The 15,372-nt window shown below is 45.1% G+C and carries 11 protein-coding genes and 1 tRNA gene; 3 read left to right on the forward strand and 9 right to left on the reverse strand.

Annotated features, from left to right (window positions below; genetic code table 11):
* Positions 1-158 precede the first annotated feature (158 nt).
* The 5 genes from gyrA to MHI51_RS20695 all read right to left on the reverse strand — a co-directional run bounded on the left by gyrA (position 159) and on the right by MHI51_RS20695 (position 7,835).
* On the reverse strand, positions 159-2,600 hold the full coding sequence (gyrA, locus tag MHI51_RS20675) for a DNA gyrase subunit A (RefSeq protein ID WP_076127599.1): 2,442 nt from the start codon (positions 2,598-2,600) through the stop codon (positions 159-161).
* A gap of 178 nt (positions 2,601-2,778) precedes the next feature.
* Complete coding sequence (parE, locus tag MHI51_RS20680) at positions 2,779-4,761, reverse strand: DNA topoisomerase IV subunit B (RefSeq protein ID WP_076127597.1); 1,983 nt, start codon at positions 4,759-4,761, stop codon at positions 2,779-2,781.
* Positions 4,762-4,930: 169 nt separating this feature from the next.
* Complete coding sequence (locus MHI51_RS20685) at positions 4,931-5,920, reverse strand: ABC transporter permease (protein WP_036685819.1); 990 nt, start codon at positions 5,918-5,920, stop codon at positions 4,931-4,933.
* The gene (locus MHI51_RS20690) at positions 5,913-6,893 is read right to left on the reverse strand and encodes an ABC transporter ATP-binding protein (protein ID WP_036685707.1); all 981 of its coding nucleotides are present in this window, start codon (positions 6,891-6,893) and stop codon (positions 5,913-5,915) included. The genes MHI51_RS20685 and MHI51_RS20690 overlap by 8 nt, the downstream gene beginning before the upstream one ends.
* A gap of 102 nt (positions 6,894-6,995) precedes the next feature.
* Positions 6,996-7,835: a GDSL-type esterase/lipase family protein gene (locus MHI51_RS20695; RefSeq protein ID WP_076127595.1), complete on the reverse strand. Its 840-nt coding sequence runs from the start codon at positions 7,833-7,835 to the stop codon at positions 6,996-6,998.
* 239 nt (positions 7,836-8,074) lie between these two features.
* Between MHI51_RS20695 and MHI51_RS20700 the strand changes: the two genes are divergently transcribed.
* A tRNA-Lys gene (locus MHI51_RS20700) sits at positions 8,075-8,147 on the forward strand.
* Between the two features lie 133 nt (positions 8,148-8,280).
* On the opposite strand, the gene MHI51_RS20705 is transcribed toward MHI51_RS20700, so the two are convergent.
* Entirely contained in the window at positions 8,281-8,997 is a 717-nt protein-coding gene (locus tag MHI51_RS20705; RefSeq protein ID WP_036685704.1) for a CAP domain-containing protein, read from the reverse strand.
* Positions 8,998-9,309: 312 nt separating this feature from the next.
* Positions 9,310-11,274, reverse strand: a complete 1,965-nt coding sequence (locus MHI51_RS20710) for a WG repeat-containing protein (protein WP_405173235.1) — start codon at positions 11,272-11,274, stop codon at positions 9,310-9,312.
* Between the two features lie 417 nt (positions 11,275-11,691).
* On the opposite strand from MHI51_RS20710, the gene MHI51_RS20715 reads away from it, so the two are divergent.
* Together MHI51_RS20715 and MHI51_RS20720 are read left to right on the forward strand one after the other, a co-directional pair.
* Complete coding sequence (locus tag MHI51_RS20715) at positions 11,692-11,868, forward strand: hypothetical protein (RefSeq protein WP_179087008.1); 177 nt, start codon at positions 11,692-11,694, stop codon at positions 11,866-11,868.
* 232 nt (positions 11,869-12,100) lie between these two features.
* Positions 12,101-12,364 carry a hypothetical protein gene (locus tag MHI51_RS20720; protein ID WP_405173236.1) on the forward strand — a complete coding sequence of 88 codons (264 nt, stop codon included), beginning with the start codon at positions 12,101-12,103 and terminating at the stop codon, positions 12,362-12,364.
* A gap of 348 nt (positions 12,365-12,712) precedes the next feature.
* On the opposite strand, the gene mglC is transcribed toward MHI51_RS20720, so the two are convergent.
* Together mglC and MHI51_RS20730 are read right to left on the reverse strand one after the other, a co-directional pair.
* Positions 12,713-13,720 (reverse strand): galactose/methyl galactoside ABC transporter permease MglC, encoded by a 1,008-nt coding sequence (gene mglC, locus MHI51_RS20725; RefSeq protein WP_076127586.1) that lies wholly within the window; start codon positions 13,718-13,720, stop codon positions 12,713-12,715.
* A gap of 93 nt (positions 13,721-13,813) precedes the next feature.
* Positions 13,814-15,325, reverse strand: coding sequence for a sugar ABC transporter ATP-binding protein (locus tag MHI51_RS20730; RefSeq protein WP_076101437.1), 1,512 nt, complete (start codon positions 15,323-15,325; stop codon positions 13,814-13,816).
* Between the last annotated feature and the right edge of the window lie 47 nt (positions 15,326-15,372).

The following is a 15,372-nucleotide window of genomic DNA, read 5'->3' on the forward strand; positions in this document are numbered from 1 at the left end:
TATATCTACATTTTCGCGAAACAACTTCCATTTCCTGCAAACGAAGAAAAAATAAATCTGCCAGACCTTCAGCATAAAAAAATAAAAAACGACGCTTAGTCAACCCTCCAAAAGAGCGGACTAAACGCCGTTATAAAATCACTTGTTAATCGCTAGTTTTAATGAACTGATGGGAAAAGATTTATGATCTCATCCTTTTTCTCCACAGCTACAATCTGTTTGCCTGTAGAACGACGCTCGCCCAGCGGCGCTGATTCAGAGGAGAACGTATGGTGGGCATTCTCACGGGTAACGGCATTCAGTTCTAATGGCTCCTTGCAATAGAAAGCCCCTGCTAACCTGCTGCCATTTGGACGTATTCGTTTGCCTTCCTTGAATTCGAAGGTTGGCATTCCTTTGCCACCACGGCTTTGTGATGGATAATCCACAAGTAATGAACGTTTCGCATAACCAATATCAGAAATGGCAAGGATTTCGCCTTCATCTTCGCTGACCCAGAAGCAGGAAATCACCTCGTCGCCCTCGCGCAGCTGAATTCCTCTTACGCCGGATGCAACGCGACCCATAGGGTTAACCTCATTCTCATGGAATCGGATACTCATTCCCTCACGGGTGACCAGCACAATGTCCTTGTCATTCGTACTAGAAGCCACTGTAATGATCTCATCACCCTCGGCTACCTTACAGGCCGCTACAGCTCCAGAACGGCTTGTAGAGTATTCCTTGAGCTCTGTACGCTTCACCTGACCCCGACGGGTGACAAACACAAGGCTCTGCTGCGGATCATCTAGATTATTCACCGGAATCACACTAACGATTCCATCTCCTTTAGACAATCCAATAACATTCACAATCGCTGTACCAGGCTCTTTCCATTTAAACTCCGGGATCTGGTGCACAGGAAGCAAGAAGTATTGCCCTTTGCGGGTAAATACCAGCAGACTGTCACGGGTATTTACATCCAGCAGCCTGACGATATGATCGCCTTCTTTGACGCCTGAGGTATGACGCTCCCCACCAGAACGGGTGAAGGAAAGCATACTAGTCCGCTTAATATATCCATCTGCTGAAAGAGCAACGAGCACATCCTCCGCATTGACCAGCGCTTCAAGGCTAACCTTGAGCTCCTCGACTTCGCCTTGGATCAGAGAACGGCGATCAATGCCGTATTTGTCGCGAATCTCCAGCAGTTCCTTACGAATTACAGCAACTAGCTTTTTGTCGCTATCCAAAATACCGCGCAGATGTGTAATCTTTGCCATCATTTCATCTAACTCTTTCTGGAGTGAAGTGATCTCCAGATTGGTCAGACGATACAATTGCAAAGTAAGAATCGAATCGGCTTGGCGTTCACTGAAGCCGAACATCCATACGAGATTGTTCTGAGCATCCTGACGATTTTTCGAAGCTTTGATCGCAGCGATAACCTCATCCAGGATGTTTAGTGCTTTAACTAAGCCCTCTAAGACATGAGCACGGTCTTCAGCGCGTTCCAGATCGAACTGGGTGCGATGAGTCACAACTTCACGCTGATGGGCGATATAAGCTTCCAGGATGGCTTTTAGACCAAGCTGCTGAGGTGCTTTGTTAACAATAGCAACCATATTGAAGTTATAGGTGATTTGAAGATCGGTTTTTTTGAGCAGATACGCCAACACGCCTTGAGCATCAGCCTCTTTTTTGAGTTCGACTACAATCCGCAGTCCCTCACGGCCGCTCTCATCACGAACCTCGGCAATGCCATCGATCTTTTTCTCCAGCCGAATATTCTCCATGGAAGTAACCAGCCGTGATTTTACAATCTGGAATGGTACTTCCGTGATCACGATTTGCTGCTTGCCGCCCCGCATATTCTCAATCTCTGTTTTGGAGCGCAGGTAAATACGGCCTTTACCTGTGCGGTAAGCATCCATGATGCCGTCTCCGCCCATGATCGTGCCGCCTGTAGGGAAATCCGGACCTTTCATGAAGGTCATAATTTCTTCCAGCTCAATATTTGGTTTCTGCATCACTGCGATACAAGCGTCAATTACTTCACGCAGATTATGTGGCGGAATTTCAGTGGCAAAACCAGCAGAAATCCCACTCGTGCCATTTACGAGCAGATTCGGATACCGGGAAGGAACCACAACAGGCTCTTTGGCGGTATTGTCAAAGTTATCTTTAAACAAGACCGTCCGCTTCTCGATATCACGCATCATCTCCATTGCAATGGGAGACAGCCGTGCCTCTGTATAACGCATTGCCGCTGCTGGGTCATCGTCCATGGAGCCCCAGTTGCCGTGACCGTCAACTAGCACATGCCCCATTTTCCAAGGCTGTGCCATACGTACCATACCATCGTAAATAGAGGAGTCACCATGTGGATGGTAATTACCCATTACATCTCCGACAGTTTTGGCTGACTTGCGGTATGGCTTGTCAGGGGTGTTGCCGGAGTCGTACATCGCATAAAGAATCCGGCGCTGCACGGGTTTAAGTCCATCACGGACATCAGGGATTGCCCGGTCCTGAATAATATATTTGGAATACCGACCAAAGCGGTCACCGACGACCTCTTCCAGAAATGCCGGCAAAAATTGTTCTGATAAACTACTCACTTTGCTCACCTTCTGTTCCTCAAACTGCCCGTTTTAAAATAGTGTGGTGAGTCTCAGGTACTTCAGAGATTTTTGGAATTCCGGGCACTATCGCTCCTACAGTTCCAAAATCCCCCTAGGTCCCATAAATCACCAAGCTCTTAGAAAATCGGGATTATCGTCACTTGCAGCACTGACATTACTCTACAATTTCGGTGAAATCGACATTTTCAACAATCCAGCGTTTACGTGGATCGACTTTGTCACCCATAAGTGTTGAAACACGGCGCTCCGCCTTAGCGGCATCCTCAATCTGTACCTGAAGCAGCGTACGCGACTCTGGATTCATCGTTGTTTCCCACAGCTGATCGGGGTTCATCTCGCCCAATCCTTTATAACGCTGAAGCTCGAAGTTTTTGCCGAATTCCTTTAAGTAATTTTGCAGCTCTTCATCACTCCAGGCATACCTTACGGTCTCCAGCTTACCCGTTTTGCGGGTCAACTTATAAAGCGGAGGCTGAGCGATAAAGACCTTACCTGCATCTAATAAAGGCTTCATATAACGATAGAAAAATGTCAGCAGCAGCACCTGAATATGCGCTCCATCGGTATCGGCATCGGTCATAATGATAATTTTAGAATAATTGCTGTCTTCGACGGTGAAATCCGGACCAATTCCAGCACCTATTGTAGAAATAATTGCTTTATACTCGTCGTTCTTCAGGATGTCCAGCAGCTTAGCTTTCTCCGGATTCATCGGTTTACCTTTTAGCGGCAATATCGCTTGAATCTTAGAGTCACGGCCTTGCTTAGCCGAACCACCGGCGGAATCACCTTCCACGATGAACAGCTCCGTACGTGTAACGTCCTTTGATTGTGCAGGAGACAGCTTACCGCCAAGATTCGAGCTTTCGCTGCGTTTCTTGCCTGTGCGGATCTCATCGCGGGCTTTACGTGCCGCTTCCCGGGCTTTCGACGCTTGAATCGATTTCTTCAGCAGGCTCTGCGCAACTTGTGGATTCTCTTCCAAGAAACGCGCCATATTTTCAGAAACGATATAATCTACTGCACTACGGGCGGAAGCACTGCCAAGCTGATCCTTCGTCTGTCCAACAAATTCAACCTCGGACATTTTCACACTGATAACTGCCATCATGCCTTCCCGCAGATCATTACCTTCCAGGTTTTTATCTTTTTCTTTAAGCAATTGCGTGCGGCGGGCATATTCATTTAATACACGAGTGTACGCAGTTTTAAAGCCGGTCTCATGTGTGCCTCCGCTGCGAGTTGGAATGGAGTTTACGAAGGAAGCCAAGGTTTCTGTGTAGCCTCCGTTGTATTGCAGAGCTACTTCTACCTCGATATCATCCTTTTCTGCACTGAAATGAATAACATCATGGAGAACATCCTTACCTTCGTTGAGGAACTGCACAAATTGACTGGCTCCACCTTCATAAAAGAACTCATCCTGACGGTTGCTCCGCTCATCTTGCAGTGTAATACGCAGACCGGAATTCAGAAAAGCAATCTCCTGAACCCGCTCTGCCAGCGTGTCATAATTCAGAGCAATTCCATTTGGGAAGACACGAATATCTGGCTTGAAAGTAATTTTCGAACCCGTTTTATTGGTGTTACCCAGAACTTCAAGACCAGTTACAGGTTCGCCAACATGCTCCTTGCCCTTCTTGTCCACCCAGTACTCAAACCGCTGCCGATGGATTTTGCCCTCACGATAAATCTCTACTTCGAGCCATTCAGACAAAGCGTTTGTGACAGAAGCCCCTACGCCATGCAAACCGCCTGATTTTTTATAACCCGATCCACCGAACTTACCGCCCGCATGCAAAATTGTAAATACAACTTGCGGGGTAGGTACCCCTGTCTTATGCATTCCAGTTGGGATCCCCCGTCCATTATCGCTAACGGTTACCGAGCCATCCTTGCGAAGCAGTATGTCAATCTTTGTACAATACTTGGCTAAATGCTCATCTACGGCATTATCTACGATTTCCCATACTAAATGATGTAGTCCTGAAGAACTCGTACTGCCGATATACATGCCAGGTCGTTTGCGTACTGCAACCAGACCCTCGAGCACTTGAATGTCGTCAGCATCGTATCCAGTACGGCCATTCTCGCCGTTATTAGAAACTTCAGCAAACATATCGATCTGTTCGAGCATTCATGCTCCTCCTTCTTTTCTCTATACTAAGAAGAAACGGCTTGGCCGTCCTTTATGTTAAGAACGGTATCCGTTACTGCCAAAAACCTAAGGATAGAATATAACGTGAAATTATACTCTCCTATATTTCTAAGAAATGCAAACAAACGTTTTGGTCACTTTGTTCATTCTAATTCAAAATATCCCTTTTCGTAAAGACGGCGAATGAAATGATCACCGAAGCGGCCCCCCATACTGCCAGCACAGCCATGGAAAATGACAAGGACATCCCTTCAATGGGGGCGGGAGTACCAGACAAATAGCTGGTCAGTCCAAGATTTACCATAAATAAATATTTCGCTGTTGTCCAGGCAGAGGCCATATTGGTCAGTATACTACCTGCAATCAGCGCTGCCATCATAACTACTATACTCGCCGCAGTACTGCGAACTAGCACCGAGATCATGAACGCGAGCAGTGCAACCACTACGCTTACGAACCAAATCAAACCACCTTGCATAAGCATATATTTCCACTGGGGCACTGCATGTACAGTAGACATATCTAGCGAATCACCACTGATTTTAAAGCCTGTAAAAACAGGAATGTTAAAACCTTTAAAACCAAAGGCAAGACCAGAGATAAAGTAACTGATTGCAAATGTGGAAAGTACGATAAGCGAGACAAACATTAGCAGTGCTGTCATTTTGCTAAAGAGCACCTTCCAACGCTTGACCGGCCTAGTCAACAGCATTTTGATAGTTCCAGTTGTCCTTTCGGCCGAGACCAAATCTGAGGCCACCGCCATAATGAGCAATGGAATAAATAATGTAACCGAATTATCCATAAATTCTCGGGTAAAGGTAACCCCGCTAGGTTCATTCGGATTAACGTCATGGTGAAGATAATACTGAAGCTGTTGTACAAATATTCGCCGATAAGTCTTCCATTCCTCTGGAATCCGGTCACTGCCCAGTGAATTTTGATTATCGATAATCTGCTGCTGGATCTCAAGCCGCCAATCGGAATTAAATTTCTCCCGACTCCGTTCGGCTGAACGCATCTGTGCATAGGTGAACATAGGCACCAGTACAATCAGAATCAGCAGTATAACATAAAACCGTTTCTTTTTTATAATCTTCAAGCACTCATTACGGATTAGCGGAAGCAAGTTACTCAACATTCTCACCCTCCGTTAGTTTCAAGAATAGCTGTTCCAGTGTCGGATTAATTTTATGCACAGCTCTCACCTCAATTTCAGCAGTAACCATTACGGCCACAATCTCGGGGATCAGATCCTGATCCATGATCGTTATTAAAGAATTGGGGCCCATCCCGGCAATAATTGAGTCATCTAATGTGACGTCTTCCAGTTTCTGAATTTGAATATCTGAACGATCAGCCAGCATTTCCCGGGCCTCAGCAAAAGGCTCCAGCTCCCAAAGTACATACGGCGAATTACGAGCGATCAGCTCATCTACCGCACCTACTGCCAATACACGCCCTTTACTAATAATCGCTACACGGTCGCAAAGAAGCTGAATTTCACTAAGCAGATGGCTCGATACGAACACCGCCAGCCCTTCATCCGCCAGCTTGCGAATGAATTCTCGCAGCTCTTTAATGCCTTTAGGGTCAAGTCCATTCGTCGGCTCGTCCAAAATAAGCAGCCGTGGACGTCCCAACAGCGCCTGCGCAATGCCTAATCGTTGTCTCATCCCAAGCGAGTATGTACTTACCTTATCATGTATCCGCTGATCTAATCGAACAATATCTACCACTTCGCTAATACGTTCATTGTCTACGCCAGGCTGCATCCGTGCAAAATGCTGCAAATTCTCCCACCCGGTCAAATAGGTATATACCTCAGGATTCTCAACGATAGAGCCTACATATTGCAATGCTTTTTCCGGATTTCGGTTCACATTGTACCCACATACTGTAATCTTGCCCTCAGTAGGTCGAATCAAATCCACAAGCATGCGGATCGTGGTCGTCTTCCCAGCGCCATTAGGCCCGAGAAAGCCGAAAATCTCCCCTTTTCTCACATCGAAAGTGACATCATCTATAATCCATTTTCGTCCTATTTTTTTACGTACCCCGTCCACAGACAAGACGACTGTGCCGGAGTCTTCACTATTCGCTTTTGTCATATTTAATTTAGCTCCTTGTGACTGTCATTTTCTCGGTTTGTACTTGCTCAAAGGGCATTTACCTACATGATCTTACTGCAAAATTTAACACTCACCTATATACTACTGCACAGCCTGTATGAACCGTTCTCCGATTCGCTGATAGCCATCACCATTAGGATGAAAATGATCGGTGGATAGATACTTGTCCAAATGTCTGTTAAACAAGTCAAACGTAGGAACCAAGGTCATGTTGCTATGCTCATTAATAATATCCATTGCCGTATTATTCCACTTCGTTACCGCTTGATTGCCTGGTGCCAGTAATTCTGGAATATCGCCAAAGGGATTATACAGCCCCATATAGTAAACTTGCGCATTCGGATTGATCTGTGAGATTTTATCGAGAATCTTCTCCAGTCTAGCTGCTGCTTCTGGCAGAGCGGCTAATAAAGACTCTGGAGTCAGCTCCTGCCCAGAGGTTGATGAAGTTGTGTTGCCCTGTTGCGCCCCATTATTCTCAAGAATATCCGAATCCTTAAACAGATCATTTCCTCCGACGGATAGCAGAACAACATTCGACATGCGCAAGGCATACTCCACACCATCTTCGTTCAGTTTGCTTAACAGCCCCGCAGTAGTCAACCCGTTAATCCCCATATTGCCTAAAAAGTCTACGGTGACACCTTTTGCGGATAAACCAGTAACCGTACGCTTAACAAACCCTTCTCCGGTGTTATCACCGGTCCCCTTGGTTAGCGAATCCCCGAGCGCAACAATTTTTAGGAGCTTGACAGTCTCCGTCACCGGTGCGGCTGTTTGCTGAGGCAAGCTGCTCTCGGTAACCTCTCCGACCGGATAGATAATATCTTTAACCGCATAAACTAAACCAACCATCAAAACTATAGTTGTTACTATGGAAATCAAGCTGACGCTGCGCCATGTCCATTTCGAATCCTTCAAAGCTATCCCTCCGTATGCCGTTCTATTATGTATTGTTCCACAATTTACAAAGATCTTAACTATGTTACATAAACATAATTCTTCCATACAAGTTTTGCAAATGTCTAGCAAAGAAAAAAATCCCGCTGCTACAGTGTTTTTGCCGAGGAACGAGTGTGGACTTTTTTGAAAATAAAAAAATACTGGCTTTTTAATTAATGCCATTATATAATATTCACCGTTGACTCTTTAGACATTACGGGTTATTAGCTTAGCTGGTAGAGCAGCCGACTCTTAATCGGCAGGTCGCAGGTTCGACCCCTGCATAACCCATAGAGCTAGACAGAAGAAGTAAGGACAAGTTCCTTACTTCTTTTTTTGTTGCATTTTTAATCTTCACCACACAAAAAAAACCGCTCCCCGACTTACATCGGAGAACGATTTCTTCCTGAAGCATCTACTCGTATTATTTACCAATAAACTCTTGAACCCAGTAATTATTATCATAACCGACACCGATATAATTGAAGTTAGCATTCAAAATATTAGCGCGGTGACCTGGACTATTCATCCATGCCTTCATTACTTCTTCTGGTGTTTTTTGTCCCATTGCGATGTTCTCACCTGCGGCTTTATAAGTGATGCCAAAGGATTTCATCATATCAAAAGGTGAACCATACGTAGGTGAAGTATGTGAGAAATAGTTATTCGAACGCATATCTGTAGCTTTTGTAGCGGCAACTTTGTGCAGGCTGTCCAATCCAGCTACAGGTGACAAACCAGCTGCTGCACGTTCTTTGTTTACCAGCGTTACGATTTGCTGAACATAGGTTCCTTTATTGCTCACAGCACCTGTTGTAGTTGTATTATCAGTTGGCTTAGTTACAGTAGTTGTGTCTGCTGGCTTTGTAACCGGTTTTGTAGTTGTAGTTGTGGTCGTGTTGTCTTTGTTTGGTACTGTTCCAGTTTGCGGCTTAGTTACCACGATTGTGCTATTCGAAAAAGGGAATCCCTCAAGATTAGCTTGTTTAAAATATTGTAATATTTGCTCATAACTTGTGCCTTTTATTGTTACTGTCGATTCATTCGATGCCGCATTTGCTTCCAATGGAAGAGAAATACTAAGTGCCATAACAGCTGCCACGCTACCACCGATGATTGCTTTTAATGTCTTGTTCTTCAATCTGCCATCTCCTTTTTTCTTGCGTGTAATATATGCTTCTGCCTAGAGTGACCATCTACAAATGTTACAAAGTTGTAATTTGTTCCTCAGTCATTGTAGCATAAATCTCTCAAATGTGCGCTTCTAATTTTTTACATATAATAGTCTTGACTGTAAGATTTCCGATTCCTAGATACATTCGCTTTCTTCCGCTGTTTTCCTGCCTAAAAATACCATTTTACCTGTTATTCGCGAGAAAAAGCGAGAAAAAGCAAAAAAAGTCGCCCTCCCCGAAAGGACGGCAACTTCAGCAAACCTATGGATACCTGACGATTAATGGAACGATTGCCAGAACTCGCCCTCCGTAGAGATCAATCCCATGATTTCCGCATAAGGAATCCGGAAGGTTGGAAAACCTGCAGAATACGGAGCGATCTCATAAGGTGCGAAATATAGATACAACGCTTCATTATCTACAATGAAGGGCTGATCCGAGGTAATTCCTTTATACGTATCCGGAAAAACATATGAATATTGTGGATCGTTCTCGATCTGTTTGCCCACAATTTTACTGAGCTTCTCCACATATCTGCTGCCTGGCTTGAACAAGTCCCCCAGCTTATAGAACCTGCCGCTGCGCAAATTAATATGCGGATAGATTTTGGTAGGCATTCCATGTGCTGCTCCAAAAGGAAAACGATAACCGGTCAGCTCCAGCACCAGCAGGTTTTTACGGAAGAAAGAGACTGAAAAATCACCATTATAACTAAAGTCCTGAGAAATCCCTCCACTCCCAACGTCTTCAGCAAGGGATAGCTTGCGCAGCTTATCGTTAACCTCTCGCGAAACTTCCGCACTTGCAATCCCCTCAACGACCGGATAATACACCAGATAATCCCTGTTCGGTTTGTATTTCTTCTCCACTACGGAATAGGGAGGTCTCAGCGGAATGACTCCATTTTGGCGCCAAACCTGCTTTCCCTGCCGATCATAATAAGATGTGCGTTGATCTACATCTGCTCTTATCAAACGTCCGCTAAGGGTGAGTGTTCCTGCCCCTGGAATAACTGGGGGCTGGGCTGCCTTTTTTCCACTTCTATCGATAAAATAAGTATCTTTAGCATCAAATACAGACGCCAAGCCTTCCTGATAATTGTTCACGCCAAGCAGGGTGTGATTGCTCAGGACCGCTCCCGTTTCCGCATCTGCAATTACGTAACGTGATCCGCGATAAGGCTGGCTGGGGAATACAGGCGTTCCTATGGCTACTCTGCCTTCACCTAGCTGCAATACTTCATAATATTTTGCCGGGATGATCATTTTTCCTTGTTTATCAATCAGCCCGTAGGCGTTGCCATAATTCTCAGCGGTATTCACCACCGCACGTCCTTCTGAAAAAGGTAACGCAGAGGTGAATTGCGGTTGAATGGCTACAGAACCATCCGTATTTAAATAGCCATATTTACCGTTTTCAGTCGCTTGAAAGGCTAGTAAACCTTCTCCCGGACTTCCAACGAAAGGATGGTTATACGTATGCAGAATGTTCCCATCCGGATCGATGAGCGCATACTCTCCTTCTTTGATTTTAACCAAAGCCATGCCGTTCATAAAATCATTGGCATCTACATAAATCGCGGGCAGCACCTCTTTGCCTTGCGCGTCCACATATCCATATAGCGATTGGCCGCCGGTCGTATTTTGTTTTGAAAATAGTGCTCGCCCCTCATGTAATGAGTTCAAATAATCATACCGGACGGACGTCACTTCTTTGCCTTTTTCATCAATAAAAGTGTACCCCTTAGCATCCGACACGACCGCGCGCTCTTCCGAAAAAGGCGCAATAAATGAATAGATCGGCTTCACTCGTTCTCTTCCAGTGCTGTCAATGAGCCCGCTGCTATTTTTTCGCTGAACTACGGCAAGACCATTCTTCTGAAAATCCTCAGCATATTCGTACCGGGGTTCAATCTGAACACGGCCCTCGTCATTAATATATCCCCAAAGTGTGCCCTCTTTGAGATTAAACGGCGCCGGATGCAGACCCGTGGTCCGCAGATTGTCCCCCACCCACTCCGGCAATAAGTATGGCGCCTCAAAAGGCTTATTAGAGTAATCTACACGATATAATCCCGCTTCTGCCGGAATCGTGACGAACAACTCCTCTTCCGTGCGTATGAAATCCTCATCCTGCTGAGTAATATATTCGTTCCAGCCAATGCCATCCCATTTCCATACATCCGCCTGTATCAGACCATTGTCATTCCCTTTCCCCAGCTCATTCAACCTAATCCTTAACATCCAGTCGCTCCCCTTTAACAAAGGCATTTGCCTATAGAATATGGGAGAACGTTGGTTTATGTGCTTTTTGATCTTTGGGGTTAGGGGGAGGCGTATTCTAGGGCATTAATGTCTCTCTTTCCTCCTCCGTCGCTCGTTTCGGCGTATTCTAGGGCATTTTTGCCTCTCATAATTTCACGTTAGCTCGTTTCAGCCAATTCTACGGGATTTATACCGTTCTTTCGCCCCACGTAGCTCGTTTCAGCCAATTCTACGGGATTTATACCGTTCTTTCGCCCCACGTAGCTCGTTTCAGCCAATTCTACGGGATTTATACCGTTCTTTCGCCTCATGGTGCTTCTGTTCTGTTACTAAAATTAGTTTGTTGATATTGTTGGTGAGCTATGATGAATATGATGTGTTTTCGTGGTGCTCCTGATGGCGATGGTAGTGTTATTGCTGCTGATATTGATTTGTGGCGGTGATTGCCGTGTTCATGCTGTTAATGTTGAGAGGATTGTGATAACCGTGTTTGTGTTGATGATAATAATTGGTGATGGTAATGATGCTGTAGTAGTACCGTGGCGGTTATGGTGCAACTATCGGGTGGAGTAAGTCCTATTGGTGGAATATTAGATTTGATGGAGCAGGGGTGGCAATGTTGATTGAAGTTGGTGGTGGTAAGTAATGTTGATGTTAGTGTTGCTGGCGCTGTTTAGTCGTGGTGGCATTTTGGCGGGTAGTTTTAGTGGTATGTTTGTTTCATGTTGGTAGTAGCCATTGAAGATCTGTGTGTTAGTGGTGGTGACACTATTTGGTCGTGGTGGCATTTTAGTGGGTAGTTTTGGTGTTGTGTTTAGTTGTTAGTACTGTAGTTAGTCGTGTTTTGGTTGACAGTGTTGTGGTTGGCAGTGTTGTGGTTGGCAGTACCGTAGTTAGTGGTGCATTAGTTAGCAGCGCTGTAGTTAGCAGTGCTGACAGTGGCATTATTGGTGTAGTTGATATTATTGGCGTAGTTGATATTATTGGCGTAGTTGATATTATTGCTGTACTTGATGCTGGTCCCAATGGTACTAGTGGGAGCGAAATTGGTTTATCCCTAACTAATTAAACTAGTTTTTGTGGGTAGTTTTTCATACATAGTTTTTGTGGTTAGTTTTTTTGGTTAGTTTTTGTGGGTAGTTTTCGTGCTCGTGCGTAGTTTTCCTATGCGAGGAGCAAGGGGGCGACGTTCAGTACTTGTGAATTGGTACTTATGAATTGCTTCTTATAAATCGGTACTTTTAATTTGCATCATATGAATTGGCACTTATGAATTTGTACTTTAAATAGGTTCATATGAATTGTATCTTATGAACTGATTCTTACGAGTTGCTTATATCCGCAAGCGAAATGAACAAACCAAAAAGCGTTTGCCATAAATAGCAAACGCTATAATCACCACACATCCCCCACACAGCTACTTCTTCGAAGAATACTTCCGCATATCAAACGCGACCGCGGCGATGATGATCAGACCTTTGATAATCAACTGATAGTAAGGGCTGATGCCGATAAAGGTCAGGCCGTAGTTGATTAAGGTAAAGATAATAACACCGACCAGAACACCTGGCACTGTTCCGATACCACCGGTTGTGGACACCCCGCCCACGACGCAAGCAGCAATCGCATCAAGCTCATACATGTTACCATAGTTATTGGTTGCGCCACCTGTTCTGGCAGCCTCCAGCACACCCGCCAAACCATAAAGGGCTCCAGCAATCGCATAGATGTAGATCAAGTTCTTGGAAACATCGATGCCAGATACTTTAGCTGCCTGCATGTTACCGCCGATAGCGTACATGTTCTTGCCCAGCTTGGTTTTATTGAACACCACCCATACGATGGCGGCGACACCCAAGGCTATCAGCACGATATACGGGATTGAATATTGCCCCTTGCCGATAAACCCGGAACCGATTGTAGTGAAATCTGGACGCAGACCGCCAATTGGCTGTGATTGGTTGGGGTCCATGTCAAAGTACAAGGAATTCAAGCCGTAGACGATAACCATCGTACCCAGTGTTGCGATAAACGGCGGGACGTTCAGCTTGGAGACGACAATACCATTGACGAGTCCGCAGAGAAGGCCAGCGATAATAGCTATAAGGATCGGAAGCCACACTTGCACCTGCGGCAGATCAGGAAAAAAGCGCCGGGAATAATCCGGAATTTGCAACATCGATGCAGAGATTACCGCTGTAAAACCAACCACACGTCCAGCAGACAAGTCCGTCCCAGCTGTGATAAGGATGAAGGCAACACCAAGCGCGATGATAATCCGTGTTGACGACTGAATTAGAATGTCCCGTAAAGTATTTACAGAGATAAAGGCCGGCTCATATAAGGCAATACCCATAATTAGAATTACCAAGACAATATAAATAGCATTTTGAGTAATAAAAGATTGGGCTCTTTTAGCGTTCATTAGTAGTGTTCCTCCTTAAAGTTACGCGAAGAGTACTTCTCTTCGTAAACCAAATCTAGTTTCGCCCAGCAAAACTATCATTGAAATCCTATCCTAATGCTGTGCAGCGAGCCGCATAACTTCGGTTTCCGTAGCTTGCTCGCCTTCTAGTATTCCGGTAAGCCTACCCTCCGACATGACCATTACACGGTCAGACATTCCGAGCAGCTCCGGCATTTCTGAGGAGATCATAATGATGCTTTTCCCTTGCTGCGCCAAGTCGGCAATAATCGAATAAATCTCGAATTTAGCCCCTACGTCGATACCGCGAGTCGGCTCGTCCAGAAGCAGGATTTCGGGCTCGGTTAAAAGCCATCTGGCGAGCAGCACTTTTTGCTGATTCCCACCAGAAAGATTCATGATCAGCGTTTTGGTTGTTGGAGTTTTGGTCCGTAATTTTTCAATCATTTTATCGACTTCTTCTTTTTTCTTTTTTCCATCTAGTAGAAGTAGTAGTTTCTGGTATCGATGCAGATTAGCGATTGCGCCATTTTCATGAACAGACAAGACTGGAAAAATACCGGTGACACGCCGTTCCTCCGTAAGCAAAGCCATTCCGTGTTTCTTAGCATCCTTGGGAGATTGGATATGAATGCGCTTACCATCGATAGAAATCGTCCCCGATTTGATAGCCCTCAGGCCAAATAATGCTTCAATAACCTCTGTTCTCTGAGCGCCTACCAGACCACCAATCCCTAAAACCTCACCTCGTCTTAATTCAAAAGAAACATCTTTAAACGATCTTTCTTCAGGGGAGGTTAATCCTTCCACCTTCATATATACTTCGCCAGGCACGTTAAAACGTTCTGGGAATCGATTGGTCAAGTCACGGCCGACCATTTTGGAAATGATAAGATCTGTAGTCAATTCCGCCGCTGGCCAGGTTCCGATTTTTTTACCGTCCCGCATAATGGTAACTTCGTCAGAAATCTCGAGAATCTCTTCCATTTTGTGAGATATATAAATAATAGCTACGCCTCTACTCCTAAGGTCCCGTATGATCCGAAATAAATGCTCCACCTCCACACTGGTCAGGGAGGAAGTAGGTTCATCCATTACAATAACGCGGGAGTGAAAAGAGACAGCCTTCGCAATTTCAATGGATTGGATTTTGGATACAGAGAGCTTACCCACTAATGTCTCGGGATTCAGATCGATATCCAGATCTTTAAACAAATTCTCCGTGTCAGTGTACATTTTCTTATGGTCAATAAACTGAAAAGGTCCAATCCCTTTGGTTGGGAAACGTCCTAACCAGATATTCTCCATCACACTTCGGAACGGCACGGGATGCAGCTCCTGATGAATCATGGAGATCCCATTTTTCAAAGCGTCATTTGAGCTTCCGATAGAGGTCTTCTCACCCTCCAAAAAAATCTCACCGGCATCCGGTGAATAAATACCAAAGAGACATTTCATTAAAGTGGACTTACCCGCACCATTCTCGCCCATAAGGGCATGCACCGAACCTGGTCTGACCTTTAAACTAACTGCATCCAGCGCTTTGACGCCGGGGAATTCTTTAGTAATATCATTCATTTCTAGCAAAAACTCAGCTTTTTCCATGTTGTTACGCCCCCTACGCTTTTTTCTTTTTTCATGAGAGGCACAGC

This window comes from Paenibacillus sp. FSL H8-0260, assembly GCF_045040625.1.
Taxonomy (GTDB): domain Bacteria; phylum Bacillota; class Bacilli; order Paenibacillales; family Paenibacillaceae; genus Paenibacillus_AQ; species Paenibacillus_AQ odorifer.